Annotated in this window: 26 protein-coding genes; 15 read left to right on the forward strand and 11 right to left on the reverse strand. The window is 48.2% G+C overall.

The features are described 5' to 3' along the window. The first annotated feature begins 13 nt into the window (after positions 1 to 13). From galU to ihfB, 3 genes are all read left to right on the forward strand, one after another. Positions 14 to 907 (forward strand): UTP--glucose-1-phosphate uridylyltransferase GalU, encoded by an 894-nt coding sequence (gene galU, locus B0D95_RS04290; protein ID WP_078042747.1) that lies wholly within the window; start codon positions 14 to 16, stop codon positions 905 to 907. A gap of 327 nt (positions 908 to 1,234) precedes the next feature. Then, positions 1,235 to 2,914 (forward strand): 30S ribosomal protein S1, encoded by a 1,680-nt coding sequence (gene rpsA, locus B0D95_RS04295; protein ID WP_078045611.1) that lies wholly within the window; start codon positions 1,235 to 1,237, stop codon positions 2,912 to 2,914. A gap of 126 nt (positions 2,915 to 3,040) precedes the next feature. Next, positions 3,041 to 3,331, forward strand: a complete 291-nt coding sequence (ihfB, locus tag B0D95_RS04300) for an integration host factor subunit beta (protein ID WP_078042748.1) — start codon at positions 3,041 to 3,043, stop codon at positions 3,329 to 3,331. A 51-nt stretch (positions 3,332 to 3,382) separates the two neighbouring features. Here the strand turns inward: ihfB and B0D95_RS20520 are convergent, their stop codons facing one another. Both B0D95_RS20520 and B0D95_RS04305 read right to left on the reverse strand, forming a co-directional pair. Next, on the reverse strand, positions 3,383 to 3,529 hold the full coding sequence (locus tag B0D95_RS20520) for a hypothetical protein (protein WP_168172372.1): 147 nt from the start codon (positions 3,527 to 3,529) through the stop codon (positions 3,383 to 3,385). Next, positions 3,492 to 4,490, reverse strand: a complete 999-nt coding sequence (locus tag B0D95_RS04305) for a glycosyltransferase family 4 protein (RefSeq protein WP_078042749.1) — start codon at positions 4,488 to 4,490, stop codon at positions 3,492 to 3,494. Before B0D95_RS04305 ends, B0D95_RS20520 begins: the two co-directional genes overlap by 38 nt. A 466-nt stretch (positions 4,491 to 4,956) precedes the next feature. Here B0D95_RS04305 and B0D95_RS04310 point away from each other — a divergent pair, with 466 nt between their 5' ends. Beyond that, positions 4,957 to 6,213 carry an ammonium transporter gene (locus B0D95_RS04310; protein WP_149867966.1) on the forward strand — a complete coding sequence of 419 codons (1,257 nt, stop codon included), beginning with the start codon at positions 4,957 to 4,959 and terminating at the stop codon, positions 6,211 to 6,213. Between the two features lie 71 nt (positions 6,214 to 6,284). On the opposite strand, the gene B0D95_RS04315 is transcribed toward B0D95_RS04310, so the two are convergent. The 6 genes from B0D95_RS04315 to B0D95_RS04340 all read right to left on the reverse strand — a co-directional run bounded on the left by B0D95_RS04315 (position 6,285) and on the right by B0D95_RS04340 (position 10,359). After that, entirely contained in the window at positions 6,285 to 7,058 is a 774-nt protein-coding gene (locus B0D95_RS04315) for an RNA methyltransferase (RefSeq protein WP_078042751.1), read from the reverse strand. A gap of 20 nt (positions 7,059 to 7,078) precedes the next feature. Next, the gene (locus B0D95_RS04320; RefSeq protein WP_078042752.1) at positions 7,079 to 7,855 is read right to left on the reverse strand and encodes a pyridoxine 5'-phosphate synthase; all 777 of its coding nucleotides are present in this window, start codon (positions 7,853 to 7,855) and stop codon (positions 7,079 to 7,081) included. Further along, positions 7,842 to 8,495, reverse strand: a complete 654-nt coding sequence (locus tag B0D95_RS04325) for a peptidylprolyl isomerase (RefSeq protein WP_246841720.1) — start codon at positions 8,493 to 8,495, stop codon at positions 7,842 to 7,844. Before B0D95_RS04325 ends, B0D95_RS04320 begins: the two co-directional genes overlap by 14 nt. Before the next feature lie 10 nt (positions 8,496 to 8,505). Further along, positions 8,506 to 9,126: a TIGR04211 family SH3 domain-containing protein gene (locus B0D95_RS04330; protein WP_244904755.1), complete on the reverse strand. Its 621-nt coding sequence runs from the start codon at positions 9,124 to 9,126 to the stop codon at positions 8,506 to 8,508. A 66-nt stretch (positions 9,127 to 9,192) separates the two neighbouring features. Beyond that, complete coding sequence (locus tag B0D95_RS04335; RefSeq protein ID WP_078042754.1) at positions 9,193 to 9,492, reverse strand: YciI family protein; 300 nt, start codon at positions 9,490 to 9,492, stop codon at positions 9,193 to 9,195. A 96-nt stretch (positions 9,493 to 9,588) separates the two neighbouring features. Further along, positions 9,589 to 10,359 carry a VC0807 family protein gene (locus tag B0D95_RS04340; protein WP_371453136.1) on the reverse strand — a complete coding sequence of 257 codons (771 nt, stop codon included), beginning with the start codon at positions 10,357 to 10,359 and terminating at the stop codon, positions 9,589 to 9,591. 38 nt (positions 10,360 to 10,397) lie between these two features. On the opposite strand from B0D95_RS04340, the gene B0D95_RS04345 reads away from it, so the two are divergent. From B0D95_RS04345 to rluB, 5 genes are all read left to right on the forward strand, one after another. After that, positions 10,398 to 11,243 (forward strand): PHP domain-containing protein, encoded by an 846-nt coding sequence (locus B0D95_RS04345; RefSeq protein WP_244904757.1) that lies wholly within the window; start codon positions 10,398 to 10,400, stop codon positions 11,241 to 11,243. A gap of 70 nt (positions 11,244 to 11,313) precedes the next feature. Beyond that, positions 11,314 to 11,940 carry an L-threonylcarbamoyladenylate synthase gene (locus tag B0D95_RS04350; RefSeq protein WP_078042755.1) on the forward strand — a complete coding sequence of 209 codons (627 nt, stop codon included), beginning with the start codon at positions 11,314 to 11,316 and terminating at the stop codon, positions 11,938 to 11,940. 223 nt (positions 11,941 to 12,163) lie between these two features. Beyond that, positions 12,164 to 12,997, forward strand: a complete 834-nt coding sequence (locus tag B0D95_RS04355) for a ScpA family protein (protein WP_246841781.1) — start codon at positions 12,164 to 12,166, stop codon at positions 12,995 to 12,997. Then, positions 12,994 to 13,899 (forward strand): SMC-Scp complex subunit ScpB, encoded by a 906-nt coding sequence (gene scpB / locus B0D95_RS04360; RefSeq protein WP_246841721.1) that lies wholly within the window; start codon positions 12,994 to 12,996, stop codon positions 13,897 to 13,899. Before B0D95_RS04355 ends, scpB begins: the two co-directional genes overlap by 4 nt. Positions 13,900 to 14,174: 275 nt before the next feature. Further along, positions 14,175 to 15,062: a 23S rRNA pseudouridine(2605) synthase RluB gene (rluB, locus tag B0D95_RS04365; protein ID WP_246841782.1), complete on the forward strand. Its 888-nt coding sequence runs from the start codon at positions 14,175 to 14,177 to the stop codon at positions 15,060 to 15,062. Between the two features lie 95 nt (positions 15,063 to 15,157). On the opposite strand, the gene B0D95_RS21050 is transcribed toward rluB, so the two are convergent. The 3 genes from B0D95_RS21050 to B0D95_RS04380 form a co-directional block, all read right to left on the reverse strand. Then, positions 15,158 to 16,093, reverse strand: a complete 936-nt coding sequence (locus B0D95_RS21050) for a GGDEF domain-containing protein (protein WP_305763980.1) — start codon at positions 16,091 to 16,093, stop codon at positions 15,158 to 15,160. A 268-nt stretch (positions 16,094 to 16,361) separates the two neighbouring features. After that, positions 16,362 to 17,759, reverse strand: a complete 1,398-nt coding sequence (locus tag B0D95_RS04375; RefSeq protein WP_078042757.1) for an ATP-binding protein — start codon at positions 17,757 to 17,759, stop codon at positions 16,362 to 16,364. Continuing rightward, entirely contained in the window at positions 17,759 to 18,466 is a 708-nt protein-coding gene (locus B0D95_RS04380; protein WP_078042758.1) for a response regulator transcription factor, read from the reverse strand. The genes B0D95_RS04375 and B0D95_RS04380 overlap by 1 nt, the downstream gene beginning before the upstream one ends. 176 nt (positions 18,467 to 18,642) lie before the next feature. Here B0D95_RS04380 and B0D95_RS04385 point away from each other — a divergent pair, with 176 nt between their 5' ends. The 6 genes from B0D95_RS04385 (at position 18,643) to traF (ending at position 25,195) form a co-directional block, all read left to right on the forward strand. Next, positions 18,643 to 19,134 carry a Spy/CpxP family protein refolding chaperone gene (locus tag B0D95_RS04385; protein WP_078042759.1) on the forward strand — a complete coding sequence of 164 codons (492 nt, stop codon included), beginning with the start codon at positions 18,643 to 18,645 and terminating at the stop codon, positions 19,132 to 19,134. Positions 19,135 to 19,322: 188 nt separating this feature from the next. After that, a complete protein-coding gene (locus B0D95_RS04390; RefSeq protein ID WP_078042760.1) occupies positions 19,323 to 19,865 on the forward strand; it encodes a flavodoxin in 543 nt (180 codons plus the stop codon). 93 nt (positions 19,866 to 19,958) lie between these two features. Beyond that, complete coding sequence (locus B0D95_RS04395) at positions 19,959 to 20,714, forward strand: phytanoyl-CoA dioxygenase family protein (protein WP_078042761.1); 756 nt, start codon at positions 19,959 to 19,961, stop codon at positions 20,712 to 20,714. A gap of 169 nt (positions 20,715 to 20,883) precedes the next feature. Then, the gene (locus B0D95_RS04400; RefSeq protein ID WP_078042762.1) at positions 20,884 to 23,031 is read left to right on the forward strand and encodes a protein-disulfide reductase DsbD; all 2,148 of its coding nucleotides are present in this window, start codon (positions 20,884 to 20,886) and stop codon (positions 23,029 to 23,031) included. 116 nt (positions 23,032 to 23,147) lie between these two features. Beyond that, positions 23,148 to 23,786, forward strand: a complete 639-nt coding sequence (locus B0D95_RS04405) for a redoxin family protein (protein ID WP_078042763.1) — start codon at positions 23,148 to 23,150, stop codon at positions 23,784 to 23,786. Between the two features lie 257 nt (positions 23,787 to 24,043). Beyond that, complete coding sequence (gene traF / locus B0D95_RS04410; protein WP_078042764.1) at positions 24,044 to 25,195, forward strand: conjugal transfer protein TraF; 1,152 nt, start codon at positions 24,044 to 24,046, stop codon at positions 25,193 to 25,195. The last annotated feature ends 1 nt before the right edge of the window (position 25,196 follow it).

Genomic DNA, 25,196 nt, shown 5'->3' on the forward strand with positions numbered 1-25,196 from the left:
CAAGGACAATTATATGCAAGTTAAAAAAGCGGTTATTCCTGTTGCAGGTTTGGGTACGCGTATGCTGCCTGCAACCAAAGCAATTCCAAAGGAAATGCTACCTGTTGTCGATAAGCCGCTTATTCAGTATGTGATTGAAGAGGCAGCGGCGGCCGGTATAAAAGAAATTGTTTTGGTAACTCATGCCAGTAAAAATGCAATTGAAAACCACTTTGATACCAGTTTTGAGTTGGAGGCTCAGCTTGAGGCTCGCTTGAAGCGCTCATTGCTGGCGGAGGTTCGCTCCATAACGCCACCAGGGTTAACTGTTATTTCTGTTCGTCAAGCAGAGGCTAAAGGCTTGGGGCATGCAATATTGTGTGCAAAGTCCGTTGTGGGTGATGAACCATTCGCTGTGCTCTTACCGGATGTGTTGGTTGATAACGCTGAATGTAATTTAAAGCAGGACAATCTTGCCGGTATGACGCGCCGTTTTGAGGAAACTGGGTTTAGCCAGATTTTGGTTGAGCAGGTACCCCATGATCAGGTTGATAAATATGGTGTTGTAGATTGTTCGGGTGTCGATATCCCGTCAGGTAAAACAGCGGCTATCCGCGCGATGGTGGAAAAACCGCCTGTGGATGATGCGCCTTCTAATATGGCTATTGTTGGTCGTTATGTGCTTTCTCGTACGGTGTGGGATCTGTTGGCGAAAACCTTGCCCGGTGCCGGCGGCGAGATCCAGCTTACAGATGCGCTGGATACCTTGTTGGGGCTTGAGACTGTTGAGGCGTATCAATTGATTGGTCGCAGCCATGACTGTGGAACCAAGTTGGGTTATTTGGCTGCCAATGTTATCTATGGTGAGCGTCATTCTGAGGTTGGTGCCAAGTTCAAGGCGTTTTTATCCAGTCGTTACAAAAGCTGATATTTAATTTATGGGGTGGGAATAGAGGGCGGCAATCGCTGCCTTCTATTGTTGTCTCAGTCTGCAATTGTTTTCTTTTCTCCTTATCTATTCCTCTCCCTAAGCTGTTGATAAATAAAGCGCATTCTGCTAGGCTCTTGCACCTGCTAATTTTCCGGTTTCGTGATCTCGGTCATTAAGAGTGTTTCTTGGCAGTAGTGAGGGTCGTCAAACCCAGCCTGAGGGGATCTTTGCTTTACATTAACTGACCCGCGTGACTGGCCGTGCGGAAAAGGTAGGGCGTGAGTTTAACGTCTGTACCTCTAATCTATAGGTAATACGATGAGTATGAACGAAAGTTTTGCTGAGTTATTTGAAGAGAGTTTAAAGACCGTTGATATGGTGCCAGGCACCATCGTTACTGGTGTAGTAATCGATATCGACAAAGACTGGGTTACCGTACACGCAGGCCTGAAGTCTGAAGGTGTCATCCCCGCAGAACAATTCCGTAACGAACTGGGTGAGTTGAATCTCCAGATCGGTGACGAAGTACAAGTAGCTCTGGAAAGCGTTGAAGACGGTTTCGGTGAAACCAAACTGTCACGTGAAAAAGCCAAACGCGCTGAAGCTTGGAAAATTCTCGAAGCTGCTCACGTTGCTGAAGAAGTTATCAAAGGTGTTATTAACGGTAAAGTTAAAGGTGGTTTCACCGTTGACGTTGCTGGTATCCGTGCCTTCCTTCCTGGTTCATTGGTAGATGTTCGCCCTGTGCGCGAAACTACTCACCTTGAAGGTAAAGAGTTGGAATTCAAAGTTATCAAGCTCGACCAAAAGCGTAACAACGTAGTTGTTTCTCGTCGCGCTGTACTTGAACAAGCTAACTCTGTTGAGCGCGATGAATTGCTGGCCACCCTGCAAGAAGGTCAAGCAGTTAAAGGTATTGTTAAAAATCTTACCGACTACGGTGCATTCGTTGACTTGGGCGGTGTTGATGGTCTGTTGCACATCACCGACATGGCGTGGAAGCGTATCAAGCACCCAGGTGAGATCGTAAACGTTGGTGACGAAATCGACGTTAAAGTATTGAAGTTTGATCGTGAGCGTAACCGTGTATCTCTTGGCCTGAAGCAATTGGGTGAAGATCCGTGGATACAAATCACCAAGCGTTACCCGGAAGGCGCTCGTGTGAAAGCAAAAGTAACCAATTTGACTGATTACGGTTGTTTCGCAGAGTTGGAAGAGGGTGTTGAAGGTTTGATCCACGTTTCAGAAATGGATTGGACTAACAAAAACATTCATCCTTCAAAAGTTGTGCAATTGGGCGACGAAATCGAAGTTATGGTATTGGATATCGACGAAGAGCGTCGTCGTATCTCTCTCGGCTTGAAGCAATGCCAAGAAAATCCATGGGATGCATTTGCTCGTACTTGCGCCAAAGGCGACAAGATCAGCGGTAAGATCAAGTCAATCACTGACTTTGGTATCTTCATCGGTCTGGATGGTGGTATTGATGGTCTGGTTCACTTGTCAGACATCTCTTGGCACGAAGCTGGCGAAGAAGCTGTTCGCAAGTACAAGAAAGGCGACGAATTGGAGACAGTGGTATTGGCCATCGATCCAGAGCGTGAGCGCATTTCTTTGGGTATCAAGCAGCTCGAAACCGATCCATTCTCAGAATACGTTTCTGTGAATGACAAAGGTGCCGTAGTTAAAGGTATCGTGAAAGAAGTTGAAGCAAAAGCTGCTGTAATCACTTTGGCTGATGACGTAGAAGCTACTTTGAAAGCGTCTGAGTTGAGCCGTGAGAAAGTAGAAGATGCACGTAACCTGCTGAAAGTGGGCGACGAAGTTGAAGCTAAGATCATTGCCGTAGATCGCAAAAATCGCAGCATCAGCCTGTCAGTGAAATCCAAAGATGTTGAAGAAGAAAAGACTGCTATGAAAGAGCTTTCTAGCAAGCAATCTGATCAAGCTTCTCCAACCACCTTGGGTGATTTGATTAAAGCGCAAATGCAAAGCAAAGAGTAAGTTTTTTGCTTGTGGATAATGGCCAGCATTGCTGGCCATTATTTTTTTGTGGGTGGTTTACTTGGGCTCAGGCTCAGCTATGATGTTTGTGTTGCTTGAACGTTGGCTAATAACAGAGAGCAGGTTATGACAAAGTCAGAATTGATTGAATACATCACCGAAAAGCAAAATCAGTTGACCATCAAAGATGTCGAGATGTCAGTAAAGCTGTTGCTCGATTATATGTCCGATATTCTCGCGTCCGGCGAACGTATCGAAATTCGTGGGTTTGGTAGTTTCTCGTTGCATTATCGTGCTCCCCGTACTGGTAGAAATCCAAAAACAGGGGAGGCTGTCGTGCTTGAAGGCAAATATGTCCCTCATTTTAAGCCTGGCAAAGAAATGCGCGATCGCGTAAACGAGAGTATTGATAAGTAACGCCTTGTTGCGTTATTCCTAAATATATATCTTGAAAAGCAGGTATTGCTATTATGCTTCCTGCTCCTGCTCCTGCTCCTGCTCCTGCTCCTGCTCCTGCTCCTGCTCCTGCTCCTGCTCCTGCTCCTGCTCCTGCTCCTGCTCCTGCTCCTGCTTCCTGCTATTCGGCTTTTCCTGCTTTGATTTTGTGTGCGCCATAGAGTGCCGGTGTATAAGCCAGCATCAATGCAGCGAATTCATTAATCTTGTCGAGTTGTGTGGCAATGGCCAAAGGAAGTAGCCATGCCAGATTAAAGCACATGATTAATAGCGTTGCTTTTGTGTGAGAGTTTAGTTTTTGTGCGATTTTTTGATAAAAGTGCGATCTGTGTGGCAGATAGAATTTTTGTCCGGTTGTCAGTCTGGCAAGGAGGGTGTAGCTGGCATCTACGATGAATGACGTCAGAATAATAAGCCAGATGCAGGCGGTGGTCATATCGTTATATGCGGTCCATACCATTAATGTAGCGAGCGTTATGCCAATAAAAAGGCTCCCCGCATCCCCCATAAATAGCTTTGCGCGCGGGAAATTCCAATATAAAAAGCCCAGGCTTGCATTGCTAAGGGTGAGCATAAGTAGAAGTGTCTCAGGGTGTTCCGCCTTGAGAAAGAAGAGAAGACTCATGCTTCCGCAGACAAACACGGTTTGAAGTGCTGCGAGCCCATTAATACCATCCATAAAGTTATAGAGGTTGGTGAGCCAGACAATGCCAAGAATAGATATGGCTCCTAGAGTCGCAGCGATAAGTATGGGGTGTGTTGTGTTATGCAGGATGACTCCAGTAATGGTGCAGGCTACTGCCAACTGGATGATAAGTCTGATGCGTATGTTGAGTGTGAATAGGTCGTCGGCGATTCCTACCGCAGCCATAAGTAGGCCAGGGGCTATCAGGTAGAGTAGTGTTGGAGGTTGCGGCATTCCTGATAGCTCGGTGATTAATAGGCTCAATACCGTTGCCAGTACTATGGCAATGCCACCTCCGCGTGGTGTAGGGACGGTATGCGAGCTTCGATCATTGGGGATATCTAAAAGACGACGCCCAAACCAATAGATAACAAGCTTCGATAGCCCCAATGCAAGAATCAGGGGTATTAACAAATAGGCAATCAATAATTCCATGCTTCACTGATCTTAAGTAACGATTGTTCCTGTCATTCTACCTTATCTCCTTTATTTTCATTGTCTTGTGATTGATGTTGCACCGATATTGATCTCGATTGTTTTTGATGTCTCTTTATGGTGCTTATTTTGATTGTATAAACAGCCTGATAATTTATAACTTATTGAAAAATAATTTTTTTTTGTTTTTGGATCATTTATTGCTTTGGCGCAGAGCCATTTAGCGTTTAGATAGATATTCGACAATTAGTGCTCTCTGGTTGTGCATTTTCCACCTAATATATCTTTCAGTGTGGCAAATCAACACCTAGGTCGTAGGGTGAATTGTTTCATATTGAGGCGCTCAAATTGCGGCTCATGTTTGCGTCACATTTGGTTGGTCTCAAACAATAATCATTCTGGGGTAAGTATGAAAAAACTAAATTCCACTATTTCATTCATTGTTGCCACTGTGCTGACTGCTTGTATGTCGCCAATAGCATTTGCGGAAGAGGCGATCAATCAAGCAAATACGGCTTGGATTCTGACATCGACAGCATTGGTGCTGTTTATGACCCTGCCGGGATTGGCTTTATTTTACGGTGGTCTTGTTCGCGTTAAAAATATTCTCTCTGTGTTGATGCAGTGTTTTGCAATTGCATGCTTGGTATCGTTGCTGTGGTTGATCGCAGGTTACAGCTTGGCATTTGGTGAAGGAAATGCCTGGATTGGTGATTTTAGTATGGTCTTTTTGGGTAGCGTAACTGAGGATGCTGTTTCTGGCGGTATTCCACTCAGTTTGCATGCCATGTTTCAAATGACATTTGCCATCATCACTCCAGCATTGATTGTTGGTGCGTTTGCGGAGCGTGTAAAGTTTTCTTCTATGTTGTTGTTTTCTGGTCTGTGGTTGTTTGCTGTGTACATTCCCGTTTGTCATTGGGTATGGTCAGGTTCTGGCTGGTTGTTTCAGAAAGGGCTTCTTGATTTTGCTGGCGGCACGGTAGTGCACATTACTGCTGGTGTGGCCGCATTGGTTGCTGCAATTGTCGTGGGTAAACGTAATGGGTTTCCTACAACGGCTATGCCTCCACATAATATGACAATGACTGTTACCGGCGCGGGCATGCTGTGGGTGGGTTGGTTTGGCTTTAATGCAGGCAGTGCCTTGGCGGCTGATGGTAATGCGGCTATGGCAATGTTAGTGACGCATATTTCAGCAGCTGCAGGTGCGTTGTCCTGGATGGCTGTTGAGTGGATGCGTTTTAGAAAACCAAGTGCTTTGGGTATTGTTACAGGTATGGTTGCAGGCCTGGGTACTATTACACCTGCTTCCGGTTATGTTGGCCCTGGTGGCGCTTTATTAATTGGTTTAAGTGCGGGCGTTGTCTGTTTCTACATGACGCAATTGGTTAAGCGAGTCTGGAAGATTGATGACTCATTAGATGTATTTCCTGTTCACGGTGTTGGTGGCGTGCTGGGGACTATTCTTGCTGGTGTGTTTGCATCCACTGAGCTGGGTGTATTTAGTGGCCAGGGGTTTGCTGAGGGTATTAACTCGATTGGCGAGCAACTTGGCGTTCAATTTCTGGGTGTGATTGTGACTTTTGTTTACACCGCTGTTGTTACTTATGTATTGCTTAAGTTGACGGGTCTGTTTACTGCTGGTTTACGTGTCAGCAAAGAAGACGAAACGATTGGCCTTGATTTGGCATTGCATGAAGAAGACGGTTACAAACTGTAATCTGTACACAAATAAAAAGAGGAGCATTGGCTCCTCTTTTTATTTGTGCGGTCTGTGGGTAGTAACAATATTTAGCGAAACGCAATCAGTGCTGCAGTAACGGCAACATTCAGGGATTCGACGCCATTGTTCATTGGAATTCTCACGCTTTCATTGCACAGTTTGGCCACAACGGGTGAAACTCCTTCAGTTTCATTGCCTAGTACATAAATGCAGGGAGCATCGGGTGTGAACTTTTTCAGTTCCGTTGGTGCATGCGATGAAAGTGCGCACACCACAGTTCCTTTCTTTTTGAAGTCAACTAATGCCTCGGGCAAGTCTTTGCAGCGGAGCAGCGGCGCACGGAAAACTGTGCCGGCGCTGGCTTTGATGACCAATGGATCGATTTGCGCATTGCCTTTTTGGGGCAGCAGTATTCCATCGATTTGTCCTGCGCATGCAGAGCGAATAATCATGCCAAGGTTTTGTGGGTTATGTACGCCATCAAGTGCTAGCAGCGTGTAATTTTTTGCGTGATTATTGCGCAGGAATTCATCGTAGAGTTGATAGCCGCGTAGCTGTAAATCTGCCGCCACACCTTGGTCTTGCGCAGCATTTTTAGAAATGCGGGAGAGCGCCTGGCGATCGTGATAAACAATTTCAGCGCCCTTCTGTTTGGCCAGTGTAGATATCTCATCCAAAATACCAGCCGGTTTATTGCTTTTGGCTAAATGCAATCTGTAGATAAACGTTGAGGAATCTTGCAGTGCTTCCAGGACTGTTTTGCGTCCGTACACGGTCATGAGTGAATCAAAAAAGCGTTTTTTTTCCAAATAAGCGAGGCTGTCTTCGCGGTCATTAGTCATGCTTGAATTCTTGTGTCGATTTAATGATGGGTTGTGCAAAGAGATTTGTACGCTTTTACTGCAGCAGGCAATCCCATGGCGATGGCATCAACCGTGAGTGCATGCCCAATTGATACTTCAAGCAGCGCAGGGATTTGGCGAAAATGTGCGAGATTATGAAGGTTCAGGTCATGGCCTGCATTTACACCAATACCAATTGATTGCGCATGCAGGGCAGCATTCATGTAGCGTGCAAACAGTTCATCAAATGGCTGGCCTGGCGTTTTGAATGCATCGGCATAAGGGCCGGTATAAAGCTCAATGCGGTCTGCACCTATCTCTTTTGCCAAACTGATTTGCTCAATATCCGGGTCCATAAATAAACAGACCCTGACACCTTGGTCTTGTAGTTGTTTTATCAATGGCGTTAACTTTTTGCTGGCGACTGTTAAATCGAAACCATGGTCAGATGTCAGTTGGTCATTAGTATCTGGCACCAAGGTGCACTGATCAGGCATGACGTCGCTAACCAACTTAATGAAACCGGGAAAGTTTCCCAGTGATTCTGCGTAGGGGTTTCCTTCAATATTAAATTCAATACCGCGATAGTTTTTCACCAATTCACTCAGCTCATACACATCATGAGGTCTGATGTGACGTTGATCCGGGCGAGGGTGAACGGTCAGGCCATCGGCACCTGAATTAATGCAGGTTTCCCCGTGTGCAACTACATCGGGATAATTGCCTGGGCGAGAATTTCTGATCAGCGCTATTTTATTGAGGTTAACGCTGAGTGCGGTGTCATTACTGGTTTTCATCGATGGGTACCAAGGCATCTTTGATGCTCGACGGTTTGGTTGCGCGCTGCGCGTTAATAATAGCCTGCACACCTGCCGAATCTGTTCTGGTTGCGCTCAGTACGCGCACAGCATAGTTGGGTGCTTCAGGGTGTGCTTTGAACATACCGCGTGGTTCTTGTGAGATTTTCTCAATCACGTCCATGCCTGCGACCACTTTTCCAAAAACGGTATAGCCGGGTTTGGTGCCTGTTGCATTGAGTCCGGTATTGTTTTTGAGGTTGATATAAAACTGTGCGGTTGCGCTATCAGGATCTGACTGGCGCGCCATAGCAACACTCTTGTAGTCGTTGGGCAGGCCATTAATCGACTCATTAACTACGGGGTCTGCTGTTGGTTTCTCGGTGAAATCAAATGTCATGCCGCCACCTTGCACAACAAAACCGGGCACAACGCGATGGAAAATCGTCCCGTCGTAAAACTTGCTATCAACATAGGTTAAAAAGTTTTTTACCGTAGCAGGAGCAGACTTGGGATAAACCTCAATCACAAAGGTTCCAAGGTCTGTTTTCATGGCGATCAAGTTGCTTTCTGCCATGCTGTTAACAGATAACAGCAGTGAGATACCCGCCAATAAACCTGTAAGACTTTTTAGCATCATCAAGCTCCTGTTAGCGCCACTCTGATTTACGTTTACGGCGGCCAATAGCTTGCAAAATCAGCGATAACAATATGCCACCCAAAATAAGGCCGCCACCATAGAGCCAATGATTGAAACGATCGGTATCTTTTAGTTTTTCGTTTTCGGCTTTTAATACATCGGCGTGCGTTTGTAATAATTGGTTTTCGGTGAGCATACGTTGATGCTCTTCCTCGAGGTTGAGGGCAGTGGTTGCGGCTTGGCGCATATCCTCGGTGTCATCGAGTAATTGTTGGTGTTCTTGCTGGAGCTTTTCCAGCTGTGCTTTAAGTTCAGTATTTTCAGCTTGCAGGCTGATGAGGCTGCGAGATGAATCCGATAGGGCTGCCAGCTTTAATGCTGCTGTTGGTTTATCGCTGATATTTTGACTGCGAATCCAACCTTCGGTGCCCTCCGGCGTCACAACCAGTGACCAGAGGTTATTGTCTGTTCCTATTTCTTCGCGCAAAAAATTCAATTTTGTACCGCTGGGCACACCTTGTTGCAAAACCCCTGCCTGAGGGTTTTTGTCGCTGCGAACAGGGACATAAATAACATCAGAGACATATTTTTCAATCGCAAAGCTTGGCAGGCTGATAAAGGGGAGGGCCAAAAGCGACAATCCTGCACCCAAAAGATTTAAATGTTTCACAGTGGCTCCAATCCTGAAAAATGAAAATTAAGGCAAAACTTTTTTGAAGGGTTTTACGATGACCTTGGCATAAACACCGGCTGCAATATAGGGATCGGCATCAGCCCATGCTTGTGCGTCTTGCAGTGAATTGAATTCCGCAACAACCAAGCTGCCGGTAAAGCCTGCATCACCAGGGTTTTCATTGTCGATGGCAGGGTGTGGTCCTGCGATGAGCAGGCGACCTTCATCGGTCAATTGCTGCAATCGGGCAAGGTGTGCGGGGCGGGCCGCTTTTCGTTTATCAAGGCTATTGGCAATGTCTTCACTGATAATGGCGTAATACATAAAACGGTCTCTGAAAAATAGTGCAGCGGCCCGCTAAGGCACCGCTTGAATGTTTTGTTATTGAATTACATTGGGCTTGCGATGTACTTGTTGTTCTTATTCGGTACTACCATCATTAATCACTTCTTCCAGTGTCAGGTGGGTTAGCAGACGAATGCTGCGAAACACATAGAAGAGTGTGCCCATCATGATGATTAACATTGGTAGCGCAATGACAGGGTAGCTTAGTGCTGTCATTTTACCCAGTTCTGCATTGAACTCTGCTGTGCCTGGGTGGCTAACCAAAATTATTTTAGCCAGTACGTAGTTTAAAATCGAGGATAGAAAAAAAGACGCCGCAATCATCAATGAGGCATTGCTCAGGGTGCGTTCAAAATGTTTTTTGGTTTGATAATGTTCAAGTGCCGCGTCCACTTTTTGTATTTTTAGCACTTTATCGTTGTAAATAAATACTTTCACCAAAGGGTAGCGGGTTTTTATGGAGACGAGTGTGACTATGCCGAGAATACCGGGTATAGCAGCTTCTTTAATTGCAAAATATTCCGGGTCGAGTTGCAACAGGCTCAGACCGCCAGTGAGCAATACACTCACGATACCGAGTGCCGAAAAAACATTCACTTTTTTGTTGGCGATAAAATCGCGCAAGCCATAACTCAGTGGGAAGGCGAGCGCAATGACTAGCGCCCAGGTTGGTCCTAGATATTCTGCATCGCTAAGCTTGGTCAGAATCAGCGTCGGAATGACGATGTTCATTAACAGATTGGCAAAAAAGCTTTCTTTTTTTGGCTTGGGCTGGGAATTTGTCGTTTCCAGAGGGGGTTTATCGGCTAACATGGGAGGTGATTTTTCCGCGTTGTTGTCAGTCATGACCAATCCTGTCGATCTTCTAGTAAAGTGGTATTTGAGTGATTTTTGATCTGCACAGCCATACGTATTTTTCAGACGGTATGCTAAGCCCGGAAGCCTTGATTGCGCGCGCCAAAGAGCGCGGTGTCTCGGTGTTGGCAATTACGGATCACGATACCATAGCTGGCGTTCGGATTGCACAAAAAGCCGCATTGGATGCGGCGATCCAGTTAATTCCCGGCATTGAGTTTTCCAGCCAATGGGGGCGGGGTGGTGTTCATATTGTTGGCTTGGGTGTGGATATTGATTCCGCTGTTTTAGCTGAGGCCATTGCACACCAGGAGGATGCGCGTGCAGCGCGCTCAATCGCTATTGCCGAGCGGCTGTCGAAGGCCGGCTTTCCCGATGCCTTGGCTGGCGCGCGTGCATTGGCCGGTGGCGTCAGTGTTGGCCGACCTCACTTTGCCCAGTATTTGGTTGCCATTGGTGCGGTAAAGAATATCAATGCTGCATTCAAAAAATACCTGGGAGCAGGAAAACCGGCTGATGTGAAATACCAGTGGCCATTAATGGATCAGGTTATTGCCTGGATTCACGGTGCAGGTGGCGTTGCAGTGTTGGCGCATCCGGCAAAGTATGAGCTTACTCGTACCAAAATGTGCGCGTTAGTCGATTCCTTTGTGGCGGCTGGCGGCGATGCTATCGAGGTAATCAGCGGTTTGCAGCCCTCTGCGATGACAGACGATTTATTGCGTATTACCGCGAGCCGTAACCTTTATGCATCTTGCGGCTCTGATTTTCATATACCCGATCAACCTTGGCAGGATCTGGGTGGTTTTGGTCGATTGCCACCACAGGCCAAGGCTGTGTGGGAATTGTTGGGCTATAACAATATTAATGCGTAAGGCCTGCGGGCTTTATAGCCTTTTCATCCTGGCCTGTTTATGGCTGATGGGGTCGTAAGGAGTCTTTACCATGGCACAATTTTTCCAAATTCACGCGGAAAACCCGCAGCACCGTTTAATCGTACAAGCGGCAGATATTATCCGCAAAGGCGGGTTGGTCGCTTATCCAACAGATTCCGCGTACGCCCTTGGCTGCCACATTGGTGATAAGGATGCTTTGGAGCGCATACGTACGCTGCGTAAGCTCGATAAGAATCACAATTTCACCCTGATGTGTCGTGACCTGTCCGAGTTGGCAACCTATGCGCGCGTGGATAATCAGGTATTTCGCCTGTTAAAAAACCATACGCCCGGTGCTTATACCTTCATCCTTGAGGCAACCGCTGATGTACCGCGTCGCTTGATGCACCCCAAGCGCAAAACCATAGGGCTGCGTGTGCCTGATAATCCTATCGCCCTGGCTTTACTTGAAGAATTGGGCGAGCCATTGATGACCAGTAGCTTGCTGTTGCCTGGTGAAGAGTTTCCAATGACTGACCCCTACGACATTCGCGACACCTTGGAGCATTTTGTGGAGCTGGTGATTGATGGCGGCTATTGTGGGTTGGAGCCAACGACGGTGATCGATCTGACTCAGGATGTGCCAGAGCTGGTGCGCCAGGGCAAGGGAGATTTTGCTCCGTTCGATGCCAACTGATTGATTCCATTATAATTTTATTGTCTTGACGGGCTGCTGTCCGGCGCCTCCTTAAATCGTTATAATGCCGCTCCTGTATTGTCCGCCCTATGGCGTTCTTTTCTTATTCGACTGATGAGCTTGCTGAGTGACTGAAATTCTCGAACCCGTACCGCTGCCTGATCCGGACTCTGAAACAGATTCGGTACCGGTCGCTGTGGATGACGTTCCGGATGTTGCTGACATTTCAACTGAGCAAGCTCCTGTTGATGCCGCCGCTTCATCAAAAGCACCGCAGCAAGGCGAAATGCCTTTTGCTGTGGTTCATGGCAAAGCGTATACCCAGCTACCGCAGGATTTGTACATTCCACCGGATGCACTTGAAGTATTTTTGGAGGCGTTTGAAGGGCCTCTGGATTTGTTGCTGTATCTGATCCGTCGCCAAAATATTGATATTCTTGAGATTAACGTATCCGAGATTACCTCCCAGTACATGGCGTATGTCAATCTGATGGAATCCCATCAGTTTGAGTTGGCGGCCGAGTATTTGGTCATGGCGGCCATGCTGGCTGAGATCAAGTCGCGCATGTTATTGCCTCGCTCCAGTGAAGAGCAGGAAGAAGAGGACGATCCTCGTGCTTCCCTGATTCGTCGTTTGCAGGAATACGAGCGTTTCAAGCAGGCAGCCGAGGATATGGATAAGCTTCCGCGCGTAGCGCGTGATGTTTTTCCGGTTACAGTCGCAGGGCCTGACCGCAGCCTGACACGCCTTGATCCCGATGTGGAATTGCAAGAGCTGTTGCTCGCCCTGTCAGAGGTGTTGCGACGTGCGGATATGTTTGAAAGTCACCATGTATCCAAGGAGCGCTTATCAACGCGCGAGCGTATGGCGCAGGTTTTGGATACTTTGGCGCACCAACACTTTGTGCCCTTTGTGAGTCTTTTTAAAGCAGAAGAAGGGCGCTTGGGTGTGGTAGTGACCTTCCTTGCGGTGATGGAGTTGATTAAGGAATCTCTGGTAGAGATTGTTCAAAGCGAATCTTTTGCACCTATTCACGTAAAAGCCAGAACACAATGACCGATACAATAATCCCCGAAGAATTAGATGAAGTCCTGGATGCACCGGAAGAGGGTACTCGTTCATCGGCCGACGACGCGCTGATGGAGGAGCCTGCCACCGTTCCGGTAACGCAAATGCCGGTTGATGCCGAGCGTTTGCGTCAGATTATCGAAGGTACAATTTTGGCGGCAGGGCAGCCAATGACGGTTGCGCGTATGCTGGATTTGTTCGATGAGCAGGTCGCACCAACGAAAGACGAGGTGCTGGCTGCACTCGCTGATATTCAGGCCGCCTGTGAAGGGCGTGGTTTTGAGTTAAAAGAAGTGGCTTCCGGTTGGCGCTTCCAGGTGCGTGATAATTTGGCGCCCTGGGTGAATCGCCTCTGGGAGGAAAAACCACAAAAATACTCACGTGCGCTACTGGAAACGCTGTCACTCATTGCCTATCGACAGCCAATCACACGCGGCGATATTGAGGAAATTCGTGGCGTTGCTGTCAGTTCGCACATTATGAAAACCCTGCTTGAGCGCGATTGGGTGAAAGTAATTGGGCACCGTGATGTGCCCGGCCGCCCATCGCTCTATGCAACAACCCGCCAATTTTTGGATTACTTCAATTTAAAAAGTTTGGATGAGTTGCCCTCACTCAGTGAAATCCGTGATTTGGATGAGTTGAATCCGGTCCTGGATTTGGGTGAGGCTGGCTTGGGCGAAAAAGATACAGATCCACCTATTCCGGATGATCAGCCTGTCGCTACACTGGATGAGTTGGAAGAGGTGGAAGTGGATACCCAAACAGCACTCTACGAGGATGGCTTTGTAGAGGGTGAAGAGGCTTTTGTGACCATTGAGGAGCCGCTTGATACTGCGGTGCCGCAATCATCGACACCAGCCAACAATGAGGAAACTGGTCACTCATAGGTGACCCTTGAATTATGGTGAAGAAAATCAACCAAGATAAACCTGAAAAACCTACCAAGGCTGTGAAGCCAGTAGTTGCCGGTAAAAACGCCAGTGCTAAATCGGCTGGTGGTGGAAAAAAAGCATCGGCAGAAAAATCCCATGGGTTTAAAAAATCCAACGATGGTGCTGTTAAAAAACAGCATGGAGCTGAAAAGCCGGCGGCCAAGCCTGGGCAAAAACCTGCAGCGGCGCGTACCAAAGCTGTTGCCACTACAGAGTCGCAAGCACCGGTTATTGCAACTCCTACGGATGAAAAACTACAAAAAGTTCTGGCGCGTGCAGGCATTGGTTCTCGCCGTGAAATGGAACGCGCCATAGAGTTGGGCCAAGTTAAGGTAAATGATCGTATTGCCAAGTTAGGTGATCGTGTTACCGCGCAAGATAAAATTTTTGTCAATGGTCAGCGCGTAGTATTGCGCAGCGAATTAACCCGCCGCCGGGTGATTTTATATAACAAACCGGAAGGGGAAATTTGTTCCCGCTCAGACCCTGAAGGGCGCCCAACGGTCTACGATCACTTGCCGTCGTTGAAAGGCGAGCGTTGGATTTCCGTAGGGCGTTTGGACTTCAATACCAGCGGGTTATTGTTGTTTACCAACGATGGCGAGTTGGCCAATAAGTTGATGCATCCATCATCAGTAATTGATCGCGAATACCTGGTGCGTATCCAAGGTGAAGTGACCGATGATATGCGACAAGTGCTTTTGCGCGGTGTAGTGCTTGATGATGGCATCGCCCGCTTCACCGATATTGTGGACGGTGCAGGCGAAGGAAAAAATCGCTGGTTCTATTGCGTGGTGATGGAAGGTCGCAATCGCGAAGTGCGCCGTTTGTGGGAGTCACAGGGCGTTAAGGTCAGCCGCTTAAAGCGCGTGCGTTATGCCAATATTTTTATTCCTTCCCATGTGCGTGTAGGGCAGTGGATTGACCTTACCGAGCGTGAAATTGAAGACTTGTGTATGACCGCAGGTTTTGACAGCTCGACATATACTCGAATGATGACACCTACTCGCGACGAACTCGCGCAACGTGAACGTCACGACAAGAAATTGCGGTCTGCATCAGCAGCTCCGCGCCGGGTAAAAGCACCACCACGCAAGCGTCCACCTATTGTTGAGTAGTGGTTACTTTGTTGCACTGCTTGATAGAGTGATTGTTGCATAAAAAACGCGCTTAAATTAGCGCGTTTTTTTATGCTGTTCAGTTGCCTCACTGGCTACTGATGAAATAGTGGCATTACCGTGCTGTTAATAGTGCGGTTTCTGCCGGATTGTTTGGCGCGGTAGAGTGCTCTGTCGGCGCGTTCAAACAGGCTTTCCATTTCCTCATTGTGTTCGCCATTGTGGGTTGAGATACCGATACTGACGGTGGTGTTGATACCTGTCCCATTATGAAAAATTTGCGTATTGGCAATTTGTTGGCGAATTCGCTCGGCAATAATTTCTGCCCCGAGTGAATTGGTATTACTTAAAATCACTACAAACTCTTCTCCGCCATAGCGGAATATACTGTCGGTGCTACGGCATACTGACTGGATATTTTTTGCAATGTCGCACAGGATCAAGTCACCGCGATGATGGCCGTAATCGTCGTTAATTTTTTTAAAATAATCCACATCGATCATTAGCAGTGACAATTGCTGGTGTTGACGGTTCGCCAATTGCAGCTCGCGTTTCAGGCTGTTATTCAATGCAGCACGGTTACCTACAAGCGTCAATGGGTCCAGCAGTGCGAGGCGCATGGCGGTTTGATAGCGAACGGCGTTACGCAATGGATAAACCAGTAAGCTGAGCAGTTGTTCAATGCGTGCGAGTTCATCTTCGCTGAAACGTTTGCTGCGGCTGAAAATAACTTCGCCCAGATAGCCTTCGTCAGTCGTTAAACGATAATCGCAATGATGCAGTGATTCACGTCCTACGCGCGCATCATCTTTAGTGGTGGCTGATTTGAACAGCACGCCAGACATTTGCACCAGTGGTTGTATCTGGTGAAAAAACAGTGAAATGATTTCGCTGGGATCCAGGCTCATCTGCAACGCTTGGGTTAAGCGCGCGCGAACGGCGAGCTCTTGATCCTGCGTGGGAATGCCAAGGGGGATATTTCCTGCGCCATTTGCCTTTTGGGCATTGGTCACCATAGTCATGTCCCGCATATAAAGTACCTGTCACATTTGAGGTGATAATTGCCGCCCGTCATTGCGTATTTGGGCGCTAGTGAAGGCTATTTAGCGAAAACCATGCCATGTGCTTGGGGGATTTAAAACTCCTTTTAAATCAATAGATTAGTGTTTTTGTGGGCGTGAGAATCAGCAGGAAAAGCCAAAAAAATCGCGGCGCGGAAATGATAAAGCGGAAAACTATTGCCGATAGTCAAAAAATTGTCAGGGATCCTATAGGCTCCTGATTGGCAGGTAATACCAATCAGGTATTGACTTGAGGAAGAAGGATTCCCAGGGTTAATCCACCGGTCGGGCGGTTTTCCGCCCAGATCTTGCCTTTGTGGAGGGCGATGCTGCGATGGGCGATGGCAAGGCCTAAACCATAGCCGCCGCTCTCTCTGGCGCGGGCCTGATCGGTACGGAAGAAAGGCTGGAATATATCTTCCAGCGCATCTTCCTGCACACCAGGCCCCTGGTCCATGATTTGGATGCGATAGTGCTCTCCGTCACCAGTTTCGGTGAGTTGAATACAAATTTCCGAATTGGCTGGCGTGTAGAGCAGGGCATTGCGCAAAGTGTTTTCAAAAACCCCTACAAGCATATTGCCGTGAGTGGCAACCAGTGCCTCCTCCAGATTAGATTTAAACAGAATGCGAATATTTTTCTCGTCTGCATCCTGCTGGTAATTTTCAATCAATGTTTGCAGCAGTGAAACCAGGTCCAAAACGTCATCCAGCACCCAGCTGTCTTGTCCTTGAATAGGCAGCGTAAGAATGTCAGTGATAATGTCATTTAAGTAATCAGCAGCTTGTTTGATGCGCGCTAATTCGTGATCAATTTGCCCATCGCTTTTTTGTTGCGCCAGAGCGAGGGCGATTTGCAGGCGCGCCAAGGGTGTGCGCAATTCATGGGAAACATCTTTGATCAAACGCTTTTGTTCGTGCATGGCTTTTTCGAGGCGTTCGGTCATGTTGTCAAAATCGCGCCCCAGCGCGGCAATCTCATCGTTGCGACCACGAAATTGTTCGCTGATGCGCACGCTCAAATCACCACGGGCAATTTGATGGGTCGCTTTTTGTAAAGTGTTGATGCTGCGCGTGAAATGGCGTGCGAGAAAAAAACAGGCTGAGCCGCTGACAAGAATTGATACGAGTAACAGCGGCCAAATATTATCGATAAATAATTCCCAGATAATATCGCGATCCTGCCCTTCGTCCCGTCCGGCAGAAATAGTAATTAATTTGACGCTATTGCCGTCATTTAATGTGATGTAGCGGCCGAATAGTTTGCGATTGCGATCCTGCACCTTATCAAAAGGATGTTTGCTGGTGAGGCGTGGTGTAAGAAACATAACGCCGGGAGGAAGTGGGCGATCGAGCAAATCACGATTGCGTTTATCTACAACATACACAAACCGAGTGGACCAACTGGGCATGGCGCGCAGGTCTTGTGTGAGCTGTGCAGTGTTGCGATTAATGGCATTGCCGACCATTTGGAAGAGCAGGCGTTTGGCGGGATCGTCATCGTTCGCGGTTCCGCTGTGTTGCAGCTTGCCATCCGGTGTTATATCAAACCAATGAACAACCAGATTGGTGCCGATAATAATCGCCACCGTAATCAGCCAAAAGGTTAAAAATATTTTTAAATAAAGACGTGTCATTAAGCGGCGGAATCATCGTCATTCATTGTCAGCATATAGCCCGCACCGCGCACATTGATAATTAAATCTTTTGATGAGCCTGCCGCCGTAATTTTTTTACGGATGTTGCTCACATGCACATCAATACTGCGGTCATAGGGGGTTAATTTGCGATTCAGCGCCTGCTCGGTCATTTCATCTTTGCTAATCACCTGTCCTGCGCGGCGCACCAGAATTTCAAGCACACTAAACTCGGTGCCGGTCAGTGGTACTTCGTTGCCCTCCCAAGTGGTGGTACGGGTGCCCAAGTGTAGCGACAACTTGCCTGAGGATAAGCGTTCAACACTGTTAGTAGTGACTTCCTTCTGATTAGCGCGTCGCAAAATGGCGCGAATGCGTGCGACAAGTTCGCGTGGGTCACAGGGTTTGGCTAAATAATCATCAGCGCCAATCTCAAGGCCTATAACGCGATCCACCGTGTCACCCTTGGCGGTCAACATAATCACCGGTGTTTGGTTGTGCTGGCGCAGGTTTTTGAGCACATCAAAACCGTTGCGAATAGGCAGCATTACATCCAGCACTATGGCTGAGTAGGGATTTTTCAGTGCCAGTTCCAGCGCTGTTTGACCGTCGTAGGCGGTATCTATAGTGAACCCTTCAGTATGCAGATATTCACTCAGTAATTGGCTGAGTTCTTTATCGTCGTCGATGAGGAGAACCTTGAGCATAGCGATTACATACCCTTGTTATTTAAGGCGCTGAGTGTGCACCAGGCCTCGGTGAGAGTCATGATTCTTTGGAAATTGTTAACTAATCTTAACATGATCGCGCCCATAATGACTTCACTGGCGCTGATCATGCAATCCGGCGCTTCAGTCAACCTAACTTACCAGAGGAACTTGATATGAAAGCGATCAAATTATTAGCAACAAGTGCATTGCTTATAGGCGCTGCCGGTATGGTTGCTCCTGGCATGGCTGCTGAAGCGGCTAAATCCTGCGGCGGCTATCATGCTGGCAAAGATTGGCATAAAGGCGAAAAGCATGCTGACCGCTTAGCCAGCGCGTTGGATTTGACCGATGCCCAGAAGGCGACCTTGAAATCCCAGCGTGAAGCAGATAAAGCGGCACGCGCAGCATTGCATGAGCAGCTTAAGGATGCGCGCACCGCCTTGAATAATGCCAGCGCCGCTGGCGCCAATGATGCCGAGTTGAACAGTTTGGCTGAAACCCTGGGGCGTTTGCAGGCGCAACAAGCCTTGAACGGTGCCAAAAGCCATCAGGCATTTTTGGCGGTACTGACTGCGGAACAAAAACAAACCTTGTCTGAGCTGAAATCCAAGCGCATGGAGCGTAAAGAGTTTCGCAAAGAGGCACGCGACAGCAAAACCAGCTAAATCATGTGCCCTTATCTGGCGCTCGTTACCATAACCCCGGCTTGCCGGGGTTATTTGTTTTTGCTGCGTCATTTATAGGCTTGCTTGCTGTGCGTAATCTTGGGAAAATCCGCGCCGCTTTCCTTGCCGTCGGTGTGGCTTTACCTGCGCGATGAGCAACTTCATTTTCCCTGCATTCCGAGGTTATTGTGGCCCAGATTGGTCTGTTTTTTGGCAGTGACGAAGGTAATACCGAGCGTGTTGCGTATCGTATTCAAAAGCGTTTTGGTGAAGATGTGGTTGATGTACGTGATATCGCCGATGTTACCCAATTGGATTTTGCCCAATACGACAAAGTGATTCTGGGTATCCCCACTTGGGATTTCGGCCAGATCCAATCCGACTGGGAAGAGTTTTGGGACGATATTGCGGCGGTTGATTTCTCCGGCAAGCAAGTAGCGCTGTTTGGTTTGGGTGACCAATTTGGTTATGGCGATTATTTTTTGGATGCCATGGGTATGTTGCACGACGTGATTATCCAAAGCGGGCCGGAAATTGTCGGGCATTGGCCGACTGAGGGCTACGAATTCGAGGCTTCAAAAGCAGAAATTCCGGGTGCCGGAATGTTTGTTGGCTTGGCGCTGGATGAAGATCAGCAGGAAAATCTGAGTGCGGATCGCCTCAACCGCTGGTGTACGCAAATTCACGTTGAGTTTGGCCTGGATACCCCACTGGACCTGCTTGACGACTGAGTAGGGCTTAAATCTGCATTACGCTCCGGCCGTTAGTGGTGTTAACTGTTAACGGCAATTCTTTTTTTATCTCCTGTTGAGTCATCTATCGTGATGCTAACTCCCGCGCAAATGCATGCTTTCCAACGCGATGGTTATATTGTCGTGCGTGCTTTTTCTTCCCCTGATTTTTGTGAGCAAGTGGTGGCCTTTGCCCGGGAAGAGCTTGCCCGGGAGGCTATGCCGATTGAATTTGAGGCGGATACCCGTTATCCCGGTGCGCCTGAGTCGCGCAGCGCCGAGGGTGGTGCTACAGCACGGCGATTGCTGATGGCAACCGGACGGAGTGCGGAATTACTGACTTGGGCTACGGGTGAACCTCTGAAAAGCCTGTTGATTCAACTGCTTGGCGAGGGAGTTGTATTATCCCAGGCGCATCATAACTGCATCATGACCAAGCAGCCGGCGTTTTCCAGTAGAACAGGCTGGCACCGCGATAGCCGTTATTGGCACTTTGCGCGCCCCGAGCTGGTTTCTGCCTGGTTGGCTCTGGGGGATGAGCAGCCGGAGAACGGTTGCCTTTGGGTGATTCCGGGCTCCCACCGCGTTGCTATAGAAAGTGATCAGCTTGATGAGTACCAATTCCTGCGCAGCGATCTAACCAGTAATAAAACCCTGCTGGATTCCGCGTTGCCTGTTCCATTGGCGCAGGGCGATTTGTTGTTATTCCATAGCAATTTATTCCACGCCGCTGGCCGCAATACTACCGGTATGACCAAGTTCTCCATGGTATTTACCTATCGCGCTGCCGATAACCTGCCCAAACCGGGGAGCCGTTCTGCACTTAAACCGGAAATCCCTCTGGCATAGTTTTTAAGGGATTTGACGCCAGACCGATATGCCGCAGTGATCGGTCTGGGTTTAAGAAAAGTAAATTATTCCCATTAGCGAAACTTCAATGTTAAAAACCCGATAAAACGCAATAGCAGTGAGTCGCTTTTGCGATGACAGGGTTAAGTGAAGCGTTATAGGGCAATAGATGAAGAAAATGCTGTGGCGATTTACAGGCTGGATATTGTTAGCGGCGGTTGCGCATGTCGCACAGGCGGCTTCTGATCGTGCGTCGACAGAGCAAGTAGCGGCGCAATTGGTGGCATCAGTCGCTGCGGTGCACCCCGGCTCCGAGATTTACCTCGGCCTTCACCAACAAATCATTCCTCACTGGCATACTTATTGGGTTAATCCTGGCGATTCCGGGAATGCCACGACTATCGATTGGTCCTTGCCGGAGGGGGCGACGGCTAGCGAGATTTATTGGCCTATCCCCAGCCGTTTTTCGCTGGGGCCAATCACCAATTATGGCTATGAAAATAGCGTCACCCTGCTGACTAAAATCAGTGTTCCCGCCCAGTTGCAGCCGGGCGATCAGTTCACCGCCGCGGCGTTAGTGGATTGGTTGGTTTGCGAAGAAGAATGTATTCCCCAGCAAGTTGCCCTTGAACTGAGTTTGCCGGTTGTTGGTTCGTCAGAATCCACGGGGCAGGGGAGCCCTCTCATAGAGCAAGCCTTGGCGCAACTACCGGTTGCCAGCCCTTATAAAATCAGCGCACATCAGGCACAAGTAGATGCTACAAGCGGCCAAACCCAGCTCAGGTTAACGCTCGGATTACCCGCCGCACAAATCCCGCAGGTCAGCGATATCTGGTTTTATCCTTATGATTGGGGGCGTATCCAGCAAAGTGCCCCGCAGCGGGTGACCACAACATCGCAAGGGTTGGAGTTGGTAATTGAGGAGGGCGAGGCACCTCTATCTCCCGGGCAATCCTTGACGGGCGTGTTAGTTATTCAAGAGCAGGTACAGGTTGAGGGATCAAGCACTCCCACGCCCGCCATAATCCGTGGTTTTGAAATCAATACCCCTCTATTGGCGGCAACGACGGCAGATGTTGCCGACTCGCTGCCCGGTTTTTTCAGTGCGCTGTTGTTGGCCCTGATTGGCGGCATTATTTTGAACCTTATGCCGTGTGTGTTTCCGGTATTGTCGATCAAGGCGCTGTCACTGATTAGCCATGCGCATCAATCCCCTGCACAAATACGCCTGCATGGCGCCGCCTACACATTGGGTGTGTTAGCGAGTTTTGCGCTGTTAGCACTGGTACTGATTCTATTGAAAGCGGGTGGTGCGCAGATCGGCTGGGGTTTCCAATTCCAATCGCCTCTTTTTGTTATAGCTGTTGCTTACTTGATGTTTGCTGTCGGTTTGAGCTTGTCCGGTGTTTTTTACATTGGCGGTTCTGTTGCGGGTGTGGGCGCATCGCTTGCCGAAAAGCCAGGCTATGGCGGTAGTTTTTTTACTGGCGTGTTGGCCACGATTGTCGCAACACCTTGTACGGCACCTTTTATGGCTGCAGCACTGGGTTATGCATTGGCGCAGCCACCCTTGATGCTTTTGGCGGTATTTCTGAGTTTGGGATTGGGGCTAGCATTGCCGTATTTGCTGCTGACGTGTTGGCCTCGTTTGCAGCGGTGGTTGCCGCGTCCGGGCGCCTGGATGGAGCGGATGAAACAGCTGCTGGCATTCCCAATGTACGCTGCTGCCATCTGGTTGGTGTGGGTTCTGGTGCAGCAAGCGGGGCTGGATGCTTTGGTAATTGTATTGGGTGGTATGTTGTTGCTGGCGCTCGCTGCCTGGATTTACGACAGCAGTCGTTATGCCTCAACCGGATGGCGTCGACTGGGCAGTTGCAGTGCGGTATTGCTTATTGCTGGTGTGCTGGTGATGAGCTTTATCCGCATTGATGGTTCTCATACCAGTAGCACACAAGCAAGCACCTCTGCCGCACAGCATTGGGAACCATTCAGTGAGGCGCGCTTGAATGCCTTGCGCGCCGATAATAAACCTGTATTTGTTAATTTCACCGCAGCCTGGTGTATTAGTTGTCTGGTGAATGAAAAAGTAGCGCTCAGCGATCAAGGTGTCATTGATGCATTTAATCGCGCGGGTATCACTTATTTAAAAGGTGATTGGACAAATCGTGACCCTGAGATTACTGCATTTTTAAAACGATTTAATCGTAGTGGTGTACCGCTTTATCTTTTTTATCCCGAGTCGGGCAGTGCGCCCCGCGAGTTACCGCAAATACTGACACCGGATATGGTAATCGCCGCTATTGAACAACCCCATTGATCCTGATCATGCGTTGAGTACGCAAGTCGTTATTGAGTTTTTTATGTGATGTAAATGTTAAGTGCCTGATGAAAACTGTAGTAACTAATCTTAATTAATAACCTATAGGAGTTCTTATGTTAACTATTCAAGGTGCAAAATCATTGCTGGGCAAAGTAGTAGCAACCAGTGCGCTGATAACCCTGGCGGCTGTACCGGCATGGGCTAATCCGATTATCGATAAACCGGCACCGGTTTTTTCGGGGGCTGCCGCTGATGGGTCAACCATTAATCTCGCCGATTTAAAAGGCAAAACTGTGGTGCTTGAATGGACGAACAATGAATGTCCGTATGTTAAAAAGCACTATGATTTGAGTGGTAACATTCCCGCCTTGCAAAAATCTGCCACAGCCGATGGTGTGGTTTGGCTGCAAATTATTTCCTCCGCCCCCGGTAAACAAGGGCATGTGGATGGTGCCACTGCCTTGAGTTTAAATACGCAGCGCGGTGCAGCGCCCAGCCATGTGATTCTGGATTCAGATGGCAGCATTGGAAAACTGTATAACGCGCAAACGACTCCGCATATGTTTGTCATTAATGCAGAAGGCACACTGGTTTATAAAGGTGGAATTGATAGCATTAAAACAACTAAAGCGGAGGATATCCCCAAGGCTATTCCTTACGTGAAAGATGCGCTGGAAGCGGTAAAAGCCGGAACCAAGGTGACTAATCCAAGCACTGCACCTTACGGTTGTTCGATTAAATACGCGGGCTAATATTCACTGCATTAACACCTATTGCGCGCCACGTCTTTTGGCGCGCAATAGAGTAATTCTACCTAGCGCTTCTCCAAGTGCTTAACTTGTCCTTCAATACTTCTCTGCTATCCTTTCCAGCAACTGTGACATAAGTCATGGTTTGTTGATTTCTTGCACAAGTTTTCCGCTGACTTGCAGGCGCTGTAAATGGATCACTCGATCCCTTGGGGTTTGCCGCGCTGTTTGAAATTTATACTTATCTAAGGAATATCCTAATGAAAAAAACGCTATTGAGTATTGCACTGGTCAGTGCCTCCTTACCGTCGTTTGGTGGCGAGTATCACGGTAGTCTTTCCGGTATGTCCGGGGCTGCATATGCAACGGGTAACTACTCTGAGGGCGTACTGCTGAATCCAAGCTTGGGTGCCTCCTATGATCCGGAGAAAGATGATTTTGCACTCTTAATTGGTGCCGGCGCTCTGGTATCGGATAAGGACGACCTGATTGATCAGGCAGACGATTTGGTTGATTTATTTGATGAAATTGAAAACTCTCAAGTGCTGACTAACGCACAGGCGACGGAGCTGAAAAAACGTTTGCAAGATATTGATGGCGACAGCGCGCGCGTAGCTGTAGGCGCAAATGTTGCGGTATCGATTCCAAATCAATTGGTGTCTATGGCATTTATTGCTAGCGGACGCGGTTATATTTCACTCAGTCCTGATATTGCGCAGGATGACCTTGATTTGATTGACCGCTATCTGGAACAAAATCTGAATCCATCAGACCTGAATGCAGAATTGGAATCCACTATTGAAGGTTATGGTGCAATCGTAACGGATATAGGCGTTGCATTTTCCAAGGCATTCACTCTGGATAATGGCAACCACTTGTTGGTTGGTTTCAAACCGAAAAAAGTAGAAGTAGAAAGTATTATTTACACCAGCAACGTCGCCGATTTTGACGAAGATGACTTTGATGCGGATGACTACACTCGCAAAGAAGACTCAATGAATTATGATTTGGGTTTAACTTATATCGCAGGTAATCTGCGTTATGGGCTGGTGGCAAATAACTTGCAAAACAAAGATTACAAAACCATCGATCCGGAAGAGGTCATCTCTATCGAGCGTCAATTTGTTGGTGCAGTTGGTTATGTGAAGGGTAATTTAAAAGCCGAGGTGGCGCTGGATTTGAACGCGGTTCCCGCCATCGGATTACCGGGCGAGACACAAATGCTGCGCGCCGGTGTTGAATACAGTGTGTGGAATTTATTGCGCTTGCGTGCCGGTATTGAGCAGGAACAAAAAGACGCGCTGGATGATACCTACTCATTCGGTGTTGGCTTGGGCGCATTTAATTTGGCCTATATCACTGGTTCCGATAAAACAGAAGGTTTTGCATTGAGCGGTGGTATTCGCTTCTAAT

It is taken from the genome of Cellvibrio sp. PSBB023 (assembly GCF_002007605.1).
Taxonomy (GTDB): domain Bacteria; phylum Pseudomonadota; class Gammaproteobacteria; order Pseudomonadales; family Cellvibrionaceae; genus Cellvibrio.